The sequence below is a fragment of the Photobacterium sp. ABD4_091 genome (assembly GCF_056160145.1).
Genome location: NZ_JBSWWQ010000001.1, coordinates 1,795,996 through 1,814,736, shown reverse-complemented (window position 1 = coordinate 1,814,736; position 18,741 = coordinate 1,795,996). Strand labels below are relative to the sequence as shown.

The 18,741-nt window shown below is 51.3% G+C and carries 15 protein-coding genes; 8 read left to right on the top strand and 7 right to left on the bottom strand.

What is annotated here, in order from left to right; genetic code table 11:
* Positions 1–164 precede the first annotated feature (164 nt).
* A complete protein-coding gene (locus ACXAGQ_RS08490) occupies positions 165–356 on the top strand; it encodes a hypothetical protein (RefSeq protein WP_317525228.1) in 192 nt (63 codons plus the stop codon).
* A gap of 71 nt (positions 357–427) precedes the next feature.
* Here ACXAGQ_RS08490 and mdh read toward each other — a convergent pair whose 3' ends face one another.
* Positions 428–1,366, bottom strand: a complete 939-nt coding sequence (mdh, locus tag ACXAGQ_RS08485; protein ID WP_475253214.1) for a malate dehydrogenase — start codon at positions 1,364–1,366, stop codon at positions 428–430.
* Between the two features lie 370 nt (positions 1,367–1,736).
* On the opposite strand from mdh, the gene argR reads away from it, so the two are divergent.
* From argR to ACXAGQ_RS08465, 4 genes are all read left to right on the top strand, one after another.
* A complete protein-coding gene (gene argR / locus ACXAGQ_RS08480) occupies positions 1,737–2,207 on the top strand; it encodes a transcriptional regulator ArgR (RefSeq protein ID WP_475253212.1) in 471 nt (156 codons plus the stop codon).
* A gap of 332 nt (positions 2,208–2,539) precedes the next feature.
* On the top strand, positions 2,540–3,508 hold the full coding sequence (locus ACXAGQ_RS08475) for a TAXI family TRAP transporter solute-binding subunit (RefSeq protein ID WP_475253210.1): 969 nt from the start codon (positions 2,540–2,542) through the stop codon (positions 3,506–3,508).
* A gap of 114 nt (positions 3,509–3,622) precedes the next feature.
* A complete protein-coding gene (locus ACXAGQ_RS08470) occupies positions 3,623–6,202 on the top strand; it encodes a TRAP transporter permease (RefSeq protein ID WP_475253208.1) in 2,580 nt (859 codons plus the stop codon).
* A gap of 107 nt (positions 6,203–6,309) precedes the next feature.
* Positions 6,310–6,765 carry a universal stress protein gene (locus tag ACXAGQ_RS08465; protein ID WP_475242835.1) on the top strand — a complete coding sequence of 152 codons (456 nt, stop codon included), beginning with the start codon at positions 6,310–6,312 and terminating at the stop codon, positions 6,763–6,765.
* Positions 6,766–6,884: 119 nt separating this feature from the next.
* Here the strand turns inward: ACXAGQ_RS08465 and ACXAGQ_RS08460 are convergent, their stop codons facing one another.
* The 3 genes from ACXAGQ_RS08460 to mpl all read right to left on the bottom strand — a co-directional run bounded on the left by ACXAGQ_RS08460 (position 6,885) and on the right by mpl (position 10,410).
* Positions 6,885–8,321: an IS1182 family transposase gene (locus tag ACXAGQ_RS08460; RefSeq protein WP_475251115.1), complete on the bottom strand. Its 1,437-nt coding sequence runs from the start codon at positions 8,319–8,321 to the stop codon at positions 6,885–6,887.
* Positions 8,322–8,432: 111 nt separating this feature from the next.
* A complete protein-coding gene (locus ACXAGQ_RS08455; protein ID WP_475253206.1) occupies positions 8,433–9,056 on the bottom strand; it encodes a flavin prenyltransferase UbiX in 624 nt (207 codons plus the stop codon).
* A complete protein-coding gene (mpl, locus tag ACXAGQ_RS08450) occupies positions 9,049–10,410 on the bottom strand; it encodes a UDP-N-acetylmuramate:L-alanyl-gamma-D-glutamyl-meso-diaminopimelate ligase (RefSeq protein WP_475253204.1) in 1,362 nt (453 codons plus the stop codon). Before mpl ends, ACXAGQ_RS08455 begins: the two co-directional genes overlap by 8 nt.
* 208 nt (positions 10,411–10,618) lie before the next feature.
* Here mpl and fbp point away from each other — a divergent pair, with 208 nt between their 5' ends.
* From fbp to ACXAGQ_RS08435, 3 genes are all read left to right on the top strand, one after another.
* Positions 10,619–11,635, top strand: a complete 1,017-nt coding sequence (gene fbp / locus ACXAGQ_RS08445) for a class 1 fructose-bisphosphatase (protein ID WP_475253202.1) — start codon at positions 10,619–10,621, stop codon at positions 11,633–11,635.
* A gap of 168 nt (positions 11,636–11,803) precedes the next feature.
* Positions 11,804–12,334, top strand: a complete 531-nt coding sequence (ppa, locus tag ACXAGQ_RS08440) for an inorganic diphosphatase (RefSeq protein ID WP_317525235.1) — start codon at positions 11,804–11,806, stop codon at positions 12,332–12,334.
* A gap of 53 nt (positions 12,335–12,387) precedes the next feature.
* Positions 12,388–12,756, top strand: a complete 369-nt coding sequence (locus ACXAGQ_RS08435) for a rhodanese-like domain-containing protein (protein WP_475253200.1) — start codon at positions 12,388–12,390, stop codon at positions 12,754–12,756.
* An 18-nt stretch (positions 12,757–12,774) separates the two neighbouring features.
* Here ACXAGQ_RS08435 and ACXAGQ_RS08430 read toward each other — a convergent pair whose 3' ends face one another.
* The 3 genes from ACXAGQ_RS08430 to tamA are packed head-to-tail and all read right to left on the bottom strand — an operon-like array spanning position 12,775 to position 18,611.
* A complete protein-coding gene (locus ACXAGQ_RS08430; RefSeq protein ID WP_475253198.1) occupies positions 12,775–13,125 on the bottom strand; it encodes a gamma-glutamylcyclotransferase family protein in 351 nt (116 codons plus the stop codon).
* A gap of 21 nt (positions 13,126–13,146) precedes the next feature.
* Positions 13,147–16,899, bottom strand: a complete 3,753-nt coding sequence (gene tamB / locus ACXAGQ_RS08425) for an autotransporter assembly complex protein TamB (RefSeq protein WP_475253196.1) — start codon at positions 16,897–16,899, stop codon at positions 13,147–13,149.
* Positions 16,896–18,611, bottom strand: coding sequence for an autotransporter assembly complex protein TamA (gene tamA, locus ACXAGQ_RS08420; protein ID WP_475253194.1), 1,716 nt, complete (start codon positions 18,609–18,611; stop codon positions 16,896–16,898). Before tamA ends, tamB begins: the two co-directional genes overlap by 4 nt.
* Positions 18,612–18,741: the final 130 nt, after the last annotated feature.

Genomic DNA, 18,741 nt, shown 5'->3' with positions numbered 1-18,741 from the left:
CGATCTTTATAAGCGCTTCTATTAACGCCCAATAAAAAGCCTACCTTTCGGTGGGCTTTTTTGATCGCCTCATCGCCTAATGCCGTACTCACTCAGTGATTTCACAATAATCTATAGTTATATCAATAACAGCTGGATCTTCGAGATCATGACAGGAGGCCACTATGCAAGCAAAAGAACTGAAGCCTGGAATGTGGGTTGAATACCAACAGGGCGTCGCTGAAGTTATCGATGTGGATCAAGAGCACAACACGGCGATCATCGAGAACATGAGTGATCACCGCCGGATCAACATCAACTGCAATGATCTTGTTGACCAACCCCAGCTCCATACCGGATGCGATAATTACTATTAGCGGAGCTTTCCCTGATAAAAAAGAAGCGGCCTGTTGGCCGCTTTCTTTATATAAGAGGTAAAGTTTAGAGATTACTTGGCAGCAAACTCTTCGCCTTTGGTGATATCACCGTGAAGCGTCTCCAGCATGCCCTCCAGTGCGTCCTGCTCGAAAGCACTTAGCGCGCCGTAATCCATCACCTCTTCAACACCTTCTTTGCCTAGAAGGATTGGCTGGGCGAAGAAACGCGCATGCTTGCCGTCACCTTCCACATAAGCACACTCAACCTGGCCAGTTTCGCCCTGAAGCGCGCGAACCAATGACAGGCCGAAACGGCAAGCTGCCTGACCCATAGACAAGGTCGCAGAGCCGCCACCCGCTTTGGCTTCAACGACTTCGGTACCCGCATTCTGGATGCGAGGTGTCAGTGCTTTGATTTCTTCTTCAGTGAACTCAACACCTTCTACCTGAGACAGCAGCGGCAGAATAGTCACGCCAGAGTGGCCGCCGATAACTGGTACACGCACCTCGCCCGGATCAACATTCTTCAGCTCAGCGACAAACGTCTCAGAGCGGATCACATCCAGGGTCGTTACACCAAATAGCTTGCGCTTGTCGTAAACGCCGGCTTTTTTCAATACATCGGCAGCAATCGCCACTGTTGTGTTAACTGGGTTGGTGATAATACCCACACAAGCTTTCGGGCAAACAACTGCAATTTTTTCAGCCAGTGACTTCACGATACCTGCGTTCACATTGAACAGGTCGGCACGATCCATACCAGGCTTACGGGCTACACCCGCAGAGATAAGAACAACATCAGCACCTTCCAGTGCTGGAGTTGGATCTTCACCCGCGTATCCCTTGATAGAGACCGGCGTTGGGATATGGCTCAGATCAGCCGCGACACCTGGTGTTACAGGGGCAATATCGTACAGCGCCAGATCTGATCCTGCTGGCAAACGGTTTTTAAGCAACAGGGCTAGAGCCTGGCCGATACCACCGGCCGCACCAATTACAGCAACTTTCATGTTCGTTCTCCTTTACGATAGAAGTATATAATTTTCAGACCTAATCATATGAAATCACAGTCGATTTAAAACACTGATTTCATATCACAAACAGAACTGACGTTATAGCAACCAATAAAGAAATACAATCAGATGCCACCAGCTTTGCGATATCACGCATAGGCAAGAATAAAATGTGCTACATCCCTATAACATTTACCCGTATAGACTTGACGTATGCAGCGCGTAAATCTCGCATAGCCCTTAATATTTATTCACTTTTACCCGCTATAATGGTGATACATGCACCAGTTTACTTGAACACTGTTTGCTTGAATCCAAAAAGTTGTGCCAGAATACAGCACCTCGTCCCTGCACATGAAATTTACTTATGCGAAATTCAGATAAACAAGAACGCCTAGTTAAAGCGTTCAAGGCAATTCTAAAAGAAGAGAAATTCAGCTCTCAAGGTGAAATCGTCGACGCATTGAAAGCTCAGGGGTTCGACAATATCAACCAATCTAAAGTCTCTCGCATGCTGACCAAATTCGGTGCGGTACGTACCCGCAACGCGAAAATGGAAATGGTCTACTGCCTACCAGTCGAGCTTGGCGTACCGACAACCAGCAGCCCACTCAAAGAGTTAGTGATGGAGATTGGTTATAACAGTGCTTTGGTGGTTATCCACACCGGCCCAGGTGCAGCACAAGTCATTGCCCGTCTGCTGGACTCCCTCGGCAAGGCTGAAGGGATCTTAGGTGTAGTCGCAGGTGACGATACTATCTTCATCACACCAACCAATGCGATTTCGACAGAAGAGCTATTCGACTCAGTCTGCGAGCTGTTTGACTATAGCAAGTAATTGCCTATAGCCCCCCAAAAGCCAGGCAGCAAATCATGCGTTTTCCTGCCTGGTTTTGTGAGAGTTGGATCACAATAAGACAAACTTTCACCAAACCCTCCCGCCTCATGCAAGCCATTGATTGATTTAAATAATTATTCTCCCTGTCATTAGTGTCAGTAACTATTTCCACTCTGTAACCACCCTATTTTCATTAACATAGTTTTAAAGTTATTGATTTGTTTTGATATCATTGGTCAGATTCAGCAATGAATTACCCTCAGGTAGGTACGCCTTACCACAGATGGAAAAGGCTTTTCTCTGGAAATAACAACAACTAGGAAGGGACAAACATGGCATTTAAGCAATTCGTCAAAGTCAGTGCACTTGCTGCCGCAGTAATGACAACTGGCATGGCCAATGCCCAAAACTTCATCACTATCGGTACCGGCTCTGTAACCGGCGTTTACTACCCGACTGGTGGTGCAATTTGTAAGCTCGTCAACAAAGACCGCAAAGAACACAATGTTCGTTGCTCGGTAGAATCTACCGGCGGCTCGATCTACAACGTTAATACCATGCGTGCTGGTGAGTTAGACTTCGGTATCGTACAGTCTGACTGGCAATACCATGGCTACAACGGTACTAGCAAATTTGAAGAGCAGGGCCCATACAAGAAGCTGCGTGCGGTGTTCTCGCTGCACACTGAACCGTTCAACATCATTGCCCGTACTGATGCAGGCATCAATGGTGTCGAAGATTTGAAAGGCAAGCGTGTAAATATCGGTAACCCGGGTTCGGGTGACCGCGCGACCATGGGCGTGGTGATGGACGCCATGGGCTGGACCAACAAAGACTTCAAACTGGCTTCTGAGCTAAAAGGCTCTGAGCGCTCGCAAGCACTATGTGACAACAAGATTGACGCCTTCGTTTACGTGGTGGGCCATCCAAACGGTTCAATCAAAGAAGCGACGACCTCTTGTGATGCCAAGCTGATCCCAGCGACGGGTCCTAAGATTGACCAAATTGTCGCCGACAACCCTTACTACGCCAAGAGCACGGTACCTGGTGGCATGTACAAAGGGACTGACGGCGACGTCAACAGCTTTGGTGTGGCGGCAACGCTGGTTTCCTCTACCGACGTGTCCGATGACGTTGTTTATGCTGTCGTGAAGTCAGTATTCGAGAACTTCGATACGTTCAAACGCCTCCACCCGGCTTTTGCCAACCTTAAGCCTGAGGACATGGTCAAGGACGGTCTGTCTATCCCACTACACCCAGGTGCAGTGAAGTACTACAAAGAAGCAGGTTACCTGAAGTAATCCTGCTATAGGCAATACTATTCAGCAAGCATCAGCTCATGGTGCTTGCTGTTTCTCTATTTTTCATTCCGATAAATTCTAATCACACCCTAGCCCATCGAAGAAGGATTATGCATGACGAAGACAACACAATCGTCGACAGATGTGCAAGATATGGTGGCTCAGGCGGATACCGGGGCAAGGAGCCCGATTGGACTGGCTGGACGTATCCTGTGGTTTGTTCCACTTTGTTGGTCACTGTTCCAACTTTGGTACGCATCGCCGTTACCGTTTATTTTCAACTTTGGCGTCCTGAACGATACCGAAGCCCGATCTATTCACTTGGCGTTTGCGATTTTCCTCGCATTTACCGCCTACCCTGCCCTGAAGCGTTCGCCGCGGGATAGGATCCCGCTCATAGACTGGCTCCTTGCACTGGCGGGCAGCTTTGCCGCTGCATATATTTATCTGTTCTATACCCAGCTCGCAGGCCGTTCCGGCGCCCCCACCCAAATGGATATTGTGGTCGCCGTCATCGGTATGGTGCTGCTGCTTGAGGCAACAAGGCGGGCACTGGGACCACCTTTGATGGTTGTCGCCGCCGTCTTCCTGCTCTATACCTTCGGCGGACCCCATATGCCGGATGTCATCGCCCATAAGGGTGCTAGCCTCAATAAGGCGATGTCGCACCTGTGGCTGACCACCGAAGGGGTATTCGGTATCGCGGTTGGCGTCTCAACCTCGTTCGTATTTCTGTTTGTACTGTTTGGTGCCATGCTAGAGCGCGCCGGCGCCGGAGCCTACTTCATCAAGGTTGCCTTCTCGTTGCTAGGCCATATGCGTGGCGGGCCAGCCAAGGCTGCCGTCGTCGCTTCTGGCCTGTCCGGCTTGGTATCCGGCTCGTCCATTGCCAACGTGGTCACAACCGGTACTTTCACTATCCCGCTGATGAAAAAGGTTGGCTTCCCGGGCACCAAAGCCGGTGCGGTCGAAGTGGCTGCATCAACCAATGGTCAGCTGACACCGCCTATCATGGGGGCCGCAGCCTTCCTGATGGTCGAGTACGTCGGGATCTCCTATGTCGAGGTGATCAAGGCTGCATTGCTGCCAGCGCTGATCTCTTATATAGCCCTAATTTACATTGTCCACTTGGAAGCCTGCAAGGCGGGGATGTCCGGCCTTGAACGTCGCTATAAGCCAACCCTCGCCCAGAGTTTGCTATCTTTCTGTGGCACAATCCTCGGCTTGGTTGTTCTCAGCGCCCTAGTCTACTACGGTGTTGGCTGGACCAAAGACGTCTTTGGCGCAGCAGCTACCCCAATGATCGCAGTGGTGATCCTGATCGCCTATGTCGCATTGATCAAAGTGGCAGCCGACTACCAAGATCACGCCCTTGAAGATCCAAACGCCGATATTACCGAAGTCCCTGATCCGGGGCCGACAATGAAATCAGGGCTTTACTTCCTGTTGCCAATTGTTGTACTGGTTTGGTGCCTAACGGTAGAGCGCTTCTCGCCGGGGCTTTCAGCCTTCTGGGCAACCGTGTTCATGATCTTTATCCTGTTGACCCAGCGCCCGCTACTGGCAATGTTCAACAAAGAGAAGACATTGGCTGAAGCCGGAAAGGAAGGGGTTATCGACCTGCTGGAGAGCTTGGTTTCTGGTGCCCGCAATATGATCGGTATCGGTGTCGCCACCGCTGCCGCAGGTATTGTGGTCGGCGTGGTTACCCTGACCGGGATCGGGTTGGTGATGACTGAATTTGTTGAGTTCATCTCCGGCGGCAACATCATGCTGATGCTGCTGTTCACAGCCTTGATCAGCTTGATCCTCGGGATGGGGCTACCGACAACCGCCAACTACATCGTGGTCTCGACCTTGATGGCACCGGTGATTGTCACCCTCGGTGCCCAGCACGGCCTGATCATTCCGTTGATCGCGGTACACCTGTTCGTGTTCTATTTCGGGATCCTTGCCGATGATACCCCGCCGGTCGGCCTAGCCGCCTTCGCTGCGGCAGCTATTGCCAAGAGCGATCCAATCCGGACAGGTATCCAGGGTTTCACCTATGACATCCGGACCGCTATCCTGCCGTTCATGTTCATCTTCAACACCCAACTGTTGATGATGAATATCGACTCCTGGTGGCACCTGATGCTCACGGTCGGGTCGGCAATCATCGCCATGCTCACCTTCTCGGCGGCCACGCAGGGGTGGTGGTTTACCAAAACCAAATGGTGGGAAGTCGCAGCGCTGCTGCTAATCACCTTCTCTTTATTCCGCCCGGGCTTCTGGTGGGATATGGTCTACCCGCCCAAGCATGAGATGCCGGGTACCTTGATTGCCGATGCTGCTGATAAGCTGGCTATTGGCCAGCCGCTTGAGCTGCAGGTCAGCGGGGAGAATTTAGAAGGTAAGTTCGTCTCCAAACACGTACTGCTACCTTTTGATGAGGCCGCTGTCTCTCCAGATGAGCGGATCGACTCTACCGGTCTGATGCTGCGCCAGGATGGCGACAAGATGATCGTCGACATGGTCGAGTTCGGCAGCCCAGCCGAGCAAGCAGGTATCGACTTCGATTGGGAGATCACTACCGTTAGCCTACCGGCGGCCCGCCCGATGAAAGAGCTGGTCTTCATACCGACCTTGCTCATTTTGGGCGGTCTGGGCTGGAACCAGCGCCGGCGTGCCAAATCTCTTGGTCACATCAAATAAACCATTATCAGGCAAACCACGGTTCTGGCCCTTTCATCACGAAAGGGCCATGCCTGTTTGGTATACACTATAGGGAGCCTCTCCCTTCGTGAACAAAGAGATAAAGTATGTATAAGCAAATCTTGGTTCCGGTCGACCTCAATGATAAAGGTTTCGCAGATAAAGCTGTCGAACTGGCTGTCTGGCATGCCCAGCATTCCAATGCCACCATCCACCTGCTCAATGTCCTTCCCGGCATCCACATGGCGATGGTATCAAGTTACTTTCCCAAAGATGCGGCGCGCAAAATGATGCAGGACACCCAGCAACAGCTCAAAGCCTTTGCCGAAGCCTATATTCCACCAGAAATTGTCCACCACCAGCATGTCTCAGAAGGGAAGACATGGACGACGATACTCGACCATGCCGAGCGTGTCGGTGCTGATTTAATTATCATGCCCAGCCACAAGCGTTCAGGCCTCGATAAAGTCATGCTTGGCTCGGTCGCAGCCAAAGTTGTCGAGAACTCCCCGATCAATGTTTTGGTCTTAAAGCCCCAGGCCCACCTGTCTGAGTCTGATTAATTCCGCGATAACACACAAAAAAGCCCGCATCTGCGGGCTTCAGATTGCTGACGAACCCCACTTTTTAAGTGGGGTTCTTTTTAGAGAGCGGCCGTAGGCCGCGATCGCGATTTTTTTACCTACCAGCTCGGTTGGAGGCTCCTTTGCTCTTCTCGCCTGATATTGACTCGTATTAACCTAATTAGAGCGTTTATAAGGCCTATTTTCTGTAAGCAGCCCAGCACCAAGGCCATCTTCTTGATATTTTGAGCAGCAGCGGCCAACCAACATTGCATCTGCACCTTGTTCAACCCCCGGAACCGTGCATATCGGTGACCATGATGCTGTTTCGCATCTGCGAAGCTTCTTTCTACCGTTTCTCCCCTTCGCCGATAGGTCCTTTTACCATAAGGTGTCAGCCGTATTTTGTTTGCTCGTTCCACAGCCTCCGCGTAGATATGCCGGGTTATCACCTTCTTCATTGTTTTGCTTTGGGTGCAGTCATTTCTCATCGAGCAGAGCTCACACTCCTTGGGGGCCGAGTGGTATTCTCTGTAGCCTTCTCTTGACGTGGTTTTATAGATAAGTTCCTGGCCATTTGGGCACAGGTAAGTGTCTGTTTCTTTGTTATAGATAAAGTGCTTCTTCTTGATAGCATTCTGGGTGCGAGGCGGCCTACGGTAACCAAAGAGGCCAAGGATTTCTCTTCGTTCAAGGCTCTCAGCAACAGGAGCCGTGAAGTATCCAGCATCAAGGCCTACGGCTATAGGATTCAGGTTGAACTGGTTGAGCGTGTAGTCTAGCCGATTGATATAAGGCTGGGAGTCATTGACGTTACCTGCGGTCGCATAGGTATCGACGATAATCCCATGCATGCCATCGACGGTGCGGTGGTCAAGGTAAAAGAACCCTTGCGGCTTGTTATCCCGCGTCATAAAGCCGCTTTCAGAATCAGTCGTGCTCACTTTGGTATTTTTGAGCTTAGGCTCTGATTTTCGCTCAGCTAAAGGTTTTTTCCCTTCGGCTTCCCGCTCCTTGGCCACATCTTCGTTGAGCATCTCAAGGTAGGCACTGGTGCGGACAGCTTGCTGTTCATTGGTAAATTTCTTCTTGTTAGCATTGGCTTTGAGGTGGGTGCTGTCGGTGAATAATTCATTCCCGGCGACGAGCCCTTTATCCATGGCCTGGAGTACGATATTGGTAAAGATGCGTTCAAAAATATCCGTCCCGTTGAAGCGGCGGATGCGGTTTTGGCTGAGCGTCGAGGCATGGATAACTTTCTCTGTCAGTGACATGCGAAGGAACCACCGATAGGCCACATTGACCTCGATTTCTTTGACTAGCTGACGCTCGCTCTTGATGCCAAAGATGTAGCCCAGCAGGATGATTTTAAACAAGCGGACGGGGTCAACAGGAGGCCGGCCATTGTCTTGGCAATATAGGTGAGCGACTTCGTCTCTAATAAATTCGAAATCTATAACTTGGTCGATTTTACGTACGAGATGATGCTTCGGAACCAGCTGTTCCATTGTGACCATTTCGAGTTCGTACTGTTGGGGTGAGGGTTCTTTTAACATGTCGAGATATCCATATTTCGATATCTCTATTAGATCAAAGGCCTAGCTTAAAAGCCAGACCTTTGTCATCAGTCTGAAGCCCGCATCTGCGGGCTTTTTATTTTCAGCTAGCTACTTCCTTTGATCATAGCCCCAACGCGGGACCAGTCCTTGTTCGACGCCTAGGTGGTCTAATATTCGCGCCACCATAAAATCGACCAAATCCTCGATAGTCTCAGGCTGGTGATAAAAACCCGGTGCCGCAGGCATAATCGTAGCGCCCATTTGCGACAGCTTGAGCATGTTCTCCAGGTGGAGCGTGGAGAACGGAGTTTCGCGCACCACCATCAATAACTGGCCACGCTCTTTGAGTACCACATCGGCGGCTCGTTCCAGCAGGTTGTCAGACAGGCCATGGGCGACAGAAGCCAAAGTCCCTGCCGAGCAAGGGCAAACCACCATTTTTTTCGGCGCGGCCGAGCCTGAAGCCACCGGCGAGAACCAATCTTCTTTTCCGCATACTTCAAGCTTGTCAGCAGAGCATCCCAGTTGCTTGACCAATGCCGCCTTGGCCGCATCTGGCCCTGATGGAAGTTTCAGGCCGTGCTCGGTGGCCAATACCACCCTGGCCGCCGACGAAATCAGCAGGTAAACATGGTAATCAGCCGCCAGCAGACACTCTAGCAGGCGCAATCCATAAGGCGCGCCTGAGGCTCCAGTCCATGCCAGGGTAATGCGTTTATCCGGGCTACTCACCAGCAGCCTCCAGGGCAGCGAGCAACTTACCGTGGATGCCACCAAAGCCGCCGTTGCTCATCACCAAGATGTTATCGCCAGGACGGGCACTTGCAATAACTTTCGCGACCAAGGCATCCAAATCACTGTCGGTCTGGCTTGGCTGCTGGCAGTGCTCGGCAATTTCATCCACCGACCACGGGATATTATCCGGCTGGAAGATGAAGACTTCATCGGCTGCGGCCAATGCTGGTGCCAAGTCCAGCTTGTGCACGCCAAGCTTCATGGTGTTCGAGCGAGGCTCGAGGACGGCGAGGATGCGTTGCTCCCCGACTTTGGCACGCAAGCCACCCAGTGTCAGCTCAACCGCTGTAGGATGGTGGGCGAAATCATCATAGACCTTGACCCCGGCTTGCTCGCCCTTGAGCTCCAACCGGCGCTTGGTATTAACAAACTTGCCCAGCGACTCGCAGGCCAAATCGGCAGTCACACCGACATGGCGGGCAGCGGCAATGGCCATCAGGGCATTGCTGACATTGTGATCACCAATCAGATCCCAGTCGACAGTCCCGGCCTTGTTGCCATCAAGCAGCACATCAAAACGGCTGCCTGCTGCATCCAGTTTTTGCGCTTGCCAATGGCCGTCCTCACCGATATATTCCAGCTCGCTCCAGCAGCCCATGTCCAAGGTGTCATCAATCGCCTTGACGCCTTTCGGGGCGAGGATACGGCCGTTGCCCGGTACCGTTCTGACCAAATGGTGGAACTGACGCTGTATCGCTTTAAGATCATCAAAAATATCTGCGTGATCGAACTCCAGGTTGTTCATCACCAAGGTGCGTGGTCGATAATGAACAAACTTAGAACGTTTATCGAAAAAAGCACTATCGTATTCGTCCGCCTCAACGACAAAGAACATACTTTCACCTAAACGTGCGGAAACACCGAAGTTTCCAAGCACGCCACCGACCAGGAAGCCCGGCTGGTAGCCGCAATCTTCGAGGATCCAAGCCAGCATACTTGCTGTAGTGGTCTTACCATGGGTACCCGCAACAGCCAGTACCCAGCGGTCATGCAGCAAAATCTCCTGTAGCCACTGCGGGCCCGAGGTATAGCGCAAGTTGTTGTTAAGCACATATTCCACACAAGGGTTACCACGGCTCATCGCATTGCCGACGACAACCAGGTCGGGAGCAGGGTTTAACTGTGACGGGTCATAACCTTGAATTATTTCAATACCTTGAGATTCAAGAAGGGTGCTCATTGGCGGATAAACGTTGGCATCGCAGCCGGTGACTTTATGGCCTAGCTGGCGGGCAAGAATTGCCGCACCGCCCATGAAAGTGCCACAAATTCCTAAAATATGGATGTGCATAACTGTCGGCTCACTCGGTAATTTTCACTAATTTCACGCTAATGCGTTACTTCGTTACCATAAAAAAGATCTTTATATACAATATTTTATACAAAATAGAGCACACACTATAAAAAGGCGAAATGCCAATATGGGTATAAAAATTGTCCATTAGAGACATTGTACCTGACTTAACTGCCCCGATGACAACAAGATGCAAGGATTGTATATGTCCGATATTAGAACCCTTGGCGAGTTCATTGTCGAGAAACAGAACGACTTCCCCCACGCCAGCGGTGAGCTTTCTTCCCTGCTGAGCTCGATAAAACTTGCGGCGAAAATCGTCAACCGTGAAATCAACAAGGCCGGCTTGGCTGATATCACAGGTTCGTTCGGCGACGAGAATGTTCAGGGTGAAGAACAACAGAAGCTCGATGTCTATGCCAATGATAAGTTCAAAGCTGCACTAGAAGCACGCGATCAAGTGTGCGGTGTAGCCAGTGAAGAAGAAGACGAAGCCGTTACTTTCAACCGCGAGTTGAACCGTAACGCCAAGTACGTTGTTTTGATGGATCCACTAGATGGTTCTTCAAACATCGACGTAAACGTTTCCGTCGGTACTATCTTCTCGATTTACCGCAGGGTTTCTCCAGTCGGCACCCCACCGACCCAAGAAGACTTCCTGCAGCCAGGCAGCGAGCAAGTCGCAGCGGGCTACATTATCTATGGTTCATCAACCATGCTGGTTTACACCACGGGTAACGGTGTCCATGGCTTTACCTATGACCCATCTTTGGGCCTGTTCTGCCTGTCACACGAGAACCTGCAAACGCCAGAAGACGGCCGTATTTACTCGATCAACGAAGGTAACTACTTCCGCTTCCCGATGGGCGTGAAAAAGTACATCAAGTACTGCCAGGAAAATGTGCCAGAAGATGATCGTCCTTATACCTCTCGCTATATCGGCTCACTGGTTTCAGATTTCCACCGCAACCTATTGAAAGGCGGTATTTACCTATACCCAAGCACAGCAACTCACCCAACAGGTAAATTGCGCCTGCTTTATGAGTGCAACCCAATGGCCTTCCTGATCGAGCAGGCTGGCGGTAAGGCGTCTGATGGTGCAAACCGTATCATGGATATCAAGCCAACCGAGCTCCACCAGCGGGTGCCGTTCTTTGTCGGTTCCACAAACATGGTAGAAAAAGTCGAGGCTTTCCTCGCGGAATTCCCTGACCAAGACTAACCATCACAAACAGGCTGAATCACTCAGCCTGTTTTCTTTCCCTTCTATTACACCCAATAATGTTAACCATTCCCTACAACTTATTGCTATTAGACAATAAAAGAAAGATGTTGGTATTATAATTTCAACATCACCAACAATTGATTAACCTAGCAAAAGGAAGAGACGATGAGCCTGAATCAGGTCCCAGCTGGAAAGGATATACCCGAAGATATCTATGTTGTCATTGAAATCCCTGCCAATGCCGACCCTATCAAATACGAAGTCGACAAAGACAGCGGTGCCGTTTTCGTAGACCGATTCATGTCTACCCCGATGTTCTACCCTTGTAATTACGGTTATGTAAACCACACCCTATCACTGGATGGTGACCCGGTAGATGTATTGGTACCAACCCCTTACCCGCTGGTACCGGGCTCGGTGATCCGCTGCCGTCCTGTTGGCGTGCTGAAGATGTCAGATGAATCCGGCGAAGATGCCAAGGTGGTAGCCGTACCTCACAGCAAGCTAACCAAAGAGTATGATCACGTTCAGGATGTCGATGACCTGCCTGAGCTGCTAAAAGCCCAAATCACCCACTTCTTCGAACGCTACAAAGAGCTAGAGCCGGGCAAATGGGTGAAAGTGGAAGGCTGGGCAGATGCCGCTGCTGCCAAGGAAGAAATCCTTGAGTCATTCAAGCGCGCCCAGGAAAAATAATCGTTAATCAGATGAGCTCCCGGGTGTCCCCCGGGAGTAAATGAGGTTCCCCTATGCAAAGGCTGTTGGTTGCCGCTACATTTTTGTTGGGCGCTATAGCTACTTCAACACAAGCAGAAGTCGTCACACCTGAGGCGTTCTGGCAGTCCTACCATGGCAGCCATTCCGGCCGCCCAATGATCATCGATGTCCGCACCCATGAGGAATTCATCGAAGGCCACCTCCCCGGTGCCATCAATATCCCGTACGATGAAATTGACAAGCTAAACACATTTGCCCCTGACAAAAGCCAGTCACTATTCATCTATTGCCGCTCAGGCCGGCGCTCTGGTATAGCAGAAACAGTCCTCAATAAACTGGGCTACTCTAACATCTATAATGGCGAAAGCTATCAGGCACTGAGCGAGGCCATGCCCGACTAAAAGCGCGTGCCGTCAGGCTTAAAGAGCGCTCTTTCGATGGCACCAATCACCATTTGCAATCACGGGAAGCCCTACCACCGAGTGGTTGTAGACATATAACCACGCATTCCCGAAAGAGGTCTCGATTTCAACCCGGTCGTATTCCACAGGATACTCCTCAAGCACATCCAGGCCTTGCAAAATACTGGCATTGATTTGGTAGACTTCGCCATGCAATGGCGCTCCCTTGAGGGAGGCCACCGCAGCAGGGTAAGCCCCCAAATCAAAGAGGGTATAGCCAGACGTCAGGCACTCCTCGCCCAACTTTTCAGCCTCACTAAGGAGGAACGCGTTGGCTTCCCCCTCGCGCAGGGTTCCGTAAACAAACACTTTCACGCTACACCCTACCCATTAATTAAATTCAAACTGGTACAGTAAGTCCGCTGCGCTATCTAGGCCAGATACCACTTCCACATAGAGATCTTTCATCAGACGGTAACGCACCGTGAATTCCGGTATGGAGTTGAAAATCCCGACTCCGTATTTCACCTGTAGGCCGGGGGCGATATAACCACTGATAGTCACCTGGGTATCATCACCAGAGCCTGCAGTATCGAGTGACAAATCCTGCACACCAAAGGCTTCGCCGACATTCCCCACTAACTGGCCACTCTGTGCCAACCCCATAGTCAGCAAGGTGGTTGCCATAGCATCGCTGTTATCACCCGACTCACTGTCCAGATCCCTACCTCGTAGTATATAGGACAGGGCGTTTTGCTGCGGCATTGCCGGGTCGGAGAAAATATCGACCCTAGGTTCATCCGCCGGCCCCGTTACCCTAAGCCCTGCTATCACATCATCTTCGATGTTATTCGGATCCCGGATAGCTTCAATCGACAGGTATGGCTGATCGGCCGGGCCATTGAATAGGATCTGTCCCTTACGGATCACCAGCTCCTGGGCAAATGAGCGATAGGTACCATCACGGAGGTTTATTTCTCCGTAAACCAACGGTCCTTTTTCATCCTGGCGCACATTGAGATCACCCACCAGCCCAGCTTTAAGCCCAAAGGCAGACAGCTTTACGTCATTACCGATACGCACCAGCACATTGGTCTTCACATTGAACGGGATTGGCTTCTCTGTCTCTACCGGCTTCAAATCATCGCCCAGCAGTATCTCATCATCCGACACCGACACGGCAGACTCAGGAAGCTGGTCCACGGTGATACGCCCCCAGGGGATAGCAATACTCCCGGAGATCTCGGCTTGTTTCGGCGATGCCTTGATCATCAGATCCGGTGTTACCTTCACAGCCAGCAATGGCGGCACCGTCACTTCTAGCTCGCGGCCATTAACGCCAAGCTGCCCGCGCCAATTGGCCAGATCCTGCCAGTTTCCGTCACCGGTAATATTCAGTTTGCCATCCGGGGTCACTACCTCACCGTTAACCCTGGCCTGATAGCCACTAAAGGTCGCCGTAATATCGGCCTTTTCAATATCGACAGGCACAGTTCGCCCCGAGGCTTTGACGTTGCTGACCTGGAGCAAGCCATTCACTGCAGGGTGCATCACCGGCCCCGTCAACGAAAGATCAGCGTCGATCTGGCCATCGAACGAGTGGTAATCCATTAATAATGGCTTGAGGAAACCGAGCATAAAGCGATCCAGTTTCACATGGGCATCTAGCTGCTGGTCGCCGCTCAGCGGAGCAACCTTGGCACGACCGCTCAGATCGCCATTATTACGAATGGCAAATAACCAATCGGCATTGAGCGTATCTTGCTTCACTTCCGCATTGATAGTCACCTTATCCCAGCCGACAGTGACCGGCTCCAAATCAGGGTCCGGCTGCTGGGTCACATTACCAGCAGGCAGAGCAATGCTGGCTTTGACATACGGTGCAGACTTCGGCGCCCATGCCACTTCGGCCTGCGCCCCAGCACTACCTTTAAGCTCGATAGTATCCGGTAGATAAGGCTCCAGCATCGCAAAATCTACATTGCTGAGTGAGACATTGGCACGTCCGCTGGCCCCTGCTTCCATATTCTGGGTCAAGCATAGAGCCGCCCAGTCCCTATCTTGCTTCCAACAATGCGCTGCAACACTTGCCAACTGTTTATCAAAGCGGTAACCAATAGCAGTGGAACGATCAAGCTTCCATACTCCCAGCTCGGTATCGATTTCCCCTTGCTGGAGCGCACCGCGCCAGCCTGTGTCCCTATCAAGCTCGCCTTGCAGGCGCAAAGCCGTGCTCACTGGATCGGCATTCATATCCAGCACTAGCTGATGCTGCTTTTCGTTCCCTTTAAACAGCAAGGAAAGATCTTTTAGCGTGAACGTCTCATAACGCCCCCCAGATGCAGTTAGGCTAACATCGGCGTCGAGTGAAGGCATTGGGGTAATTTGCCCTTTCAAAGTCAGCTTCTCCAAAGAAGCCAGCTCCTCCCACCCTAGGGCTTCGCCAACCAAATCGACATCCAAGTCTGGCTCGGCCATTTTGCCTTTCAGCTGCACACTGCCTAACACACTACCTCTTAACCCTGGCAGGGACTGGGACAGATCTGGTGCATTAATGTCCGCAGCCATATCCCAGGTCTTGGTCAAACGGCCTTTAGCTGACAAGCCATTAGGACCATGCTTTAACGCCAGCCCTTTAGTATCAAGCTGAATATCGCCTTTGCCTGAGGTGTCTTTTGCTGAAAGCTGGCCGTTTAGATCAAGCTGCTGATCCATCACCTCACCATCGACCACCAGCTCCGGCAACTCAACAAACCAACCGCCTTGTTGGGTCAGCCCGCCAGAGGTCTTCAGCTTACCACTCAAGTCACCTGGCACATCTTGCCATTCTAAACCTGGCTGGATGTGGCTAAAGGCAAGCTCTCCCTGCCAGCTTACCAAGTCTTTCCAGCTTGCCTTGGCGTTGCCAGTTATTTTGCCACCCAGTGTATCGATACTCAGGCGGCTTAACTCCACATCTCCCAGCGTTCCCTTGCCGACAAGCTCAGCACCAACCGCTGGCATTGGCTTACCATCAATCTGGCTGCCCAGCGTAAAGCTATACCCTTCAAGGCTGCCTTTCGCCGTCAATTGTGTTTCTTTCACCTCGAAGTCTGGCTCGCTGTCGATGGGCCATTGCAAATGCTGGCTATCAAGGGACAGATCAAAGGGGAGTGCGGGATCCAGTGGCGCTAATTGCCCTTTCAACCGGGCATCAAGCGTCCCTTTTACCCTGGCATCCAGTATCAAATTGGTCACACTACCTTCTGCACGGAGCACCAACTCATGGTTCTCGACCGGTGCCATATGGACAGCAACCTCTGCATTCAGCGCCAGAGGGTAATCCCCTGCCAGTGCAATCGTGGCATCCGCATTAAAATCAGCCTGCGGTGCTGACACCTCCAGCTTTTCAACCACAATATCACTGCCCTTTGCCGAAGCGACCAGCTCAAGCTTTTGCACGGTCTGGGGCGTTTCACCATGGAGGGAAAAGTCTTCAATCGTAAAACGTTGAATGACAACTGAAAGAGGGATGCTCACTTCAGGCAGCACGATTGGTTCAGGGGCACTTTCCTGAGGCTCTGTTGCTTCTGCAGTGTCATTGCTGGCTGGAGCAAGGGTAAGATCGATCTTCTTCCAGTCAGTCGGCTTGAGGGTCAACTCGTCCCCCACCATTTCCGCTGCGCTGGAAAAGTGTTGCCAGCCGACTTTGTTTCCGAGGACGTCAAGCTCAATGTCATCAAGTACCAAGCGGGAAAGCGTTACTGGGAACGGCAAGCTGATCTCGGTGACCGGCTCCGAGGCCACGTCATCCTCAGCCTCTTCTGAAGCGGGGGGTAATTGCGGCATCGAGAAACGCACGCCACTCACCGCAAGGTTGGAAATACATACCGCCGGGGTCAGCAAGCAGCTATCTTCGATATCCAAGGCCAACTGTGACACCCCTAGCGCTATGCTGTCATCGTTATAGTTCACCTGCTGGAGGGAGAAGCCATTTAGCAAGCTACCTTGGGCGCCGCCAATACTGAGGGCCGGCAGCACTTTCTGCGCCCCCCATACAGCAACTTTGACCCCTGCCGGGGTATACAGCAGGGCTGCTACGGCAATCACCAATACCATCAACAGCGCCAACAAGGCAATGGTAGAGCGCTTTACCCAAATCATATTTCTGGCCCCAATACAAAGTGGAGCTGGAACTTGTCTTTTTCTTTGTCCAGACCCCAGGCAAAATCAACACGAATAGGCCCAACTGGCGAAGCCCAGCGAACACCTACCCCGGTACCCGCTACCCACTCGGGGCTGTCATTCCAGGCTGAGCCGTAGTCATAAAACACCGCTCCCCACCAATCACCATATACACGGTACTGGTATTCAAGCGTGGAAGTGAGCATATACTTACCCCCTTCCCTGAGACCCACTTCATTACGCGGTGAAATTGACTCATAGCTGTACCCGCGCAGGCTGTTATCGCCCCCGACAAAAAAACGCATGGAAGGTGGGATATCTTCCAGTCTATCGGCGATCACTGCACCGCCATCCAGCCGGAACAAACCGCGGTGATCTTCTCCTGCACTTCGAATCCAAGCTGAACGCCCCCGCAATCGTGTCAAACGGCTATCAGAGCCCAAAACAGGATCTGAGTATTCAATCGAGATCAGCTGCTTATCCCCCCAAGTAGGCATTGCACCACCTCGAAGTCGGGTCTTGTCATAACTGATCCCCGGGATCACCATAAACAGGTTGCCACTTTCGATTCTTCCCTGGGTATAGTCTTCATAGAGCAAACGCATTGAGGCTATTCGTTTCCAGCCTGACTCCAAGCGCCAATGGCGCTCAACCGCCAAATTGGTTTCAGTACTGACGGTGTCATGGTTATCGACATAGCGGATCCCGCCTACAATTTGGTAATAATCATTCAGGACATCATCCAGCGGGATTTTATAGGTTGCCTCGATCTTAGGCTGGATTTCAGATAATTCCGTTTTGATACTCAAGCTGTGGCCTTTGCTATTAAGCCAAGGTTTGCGCCAGTTGAATTTCAGGCGCGGACCAACATCGGTCGAATAACCGATACCGGTTTCAATTTGGTTTTTTACTTGCGGTTTGACGACGACGCTGACAGGAATTTCATCATCCTTGATATTGGCAATCTCACCGCCAACAAATATGGATGAGAACCAACCGACATTGGACAAACGCTGGTTAAACTCTCCCAAGCTGGAAGCAAGATATGGGTCACCTTCCTCATAAGGCATGAGTGACTCCAAACGGTCTAGTTCAATTTGGCTGCCTTCAAAAACGGTTTCACCAAAGTTGTAGCGCTGGCCCGAAGCATACTCTATCGTAATAAATGCCTCATTGCGGCTCGGGGCAACTTCCATCCGGCTGACTTTCAACTCGCCATCGAAGTACCCCTTCCTGAGTGCCAAACTGGTCAGCGAAGACTTCAACGATTCGTATTTTCCATGGTTCAGCGTTTGCCCAAGCCCCAAACCGCTGGTACGCACCAAGGCAAGAAAGTCGGGGTCATCCTTGGCCATGCCCGTCAAGGTGATATTACTGCGGGCTATCGTTGTTTTTGGCCCAGCCTCAACATTAACGACCAGTTCATTGCCATCATCAGCTTCGGAAAAAGAAATGGTGGGGTTATATCGCCCCAAGGCTTTCAAGGCATCGCGGATCTCCCCCTCGAGCTGCTCGCGAAAGCGCAGGGAGGTGTTGTAATCATCTTCCGGGATAGCTGACACATAAGCCTCAACATTGTCCTCGAGGCTTCCTTTTAACCCTTTTATCGTCAAAGAGGTCGCGGCTGAAGCCGGTATAGCAACGGTGAGCGCAAATGTTGCTAGGCCATACCGCAAAAAAGGTTTCTTCATTCTTATTTACTTCATTGGTTAGCGCATTATTTTTTTATCTTTTGCATGGTTAATTTTGACAAAGCACAGCTCTAACTGCCAATCTTTTGCTTCGAAAATCCACTTAAGTTGAATGTCTCCCGTGTTTCCT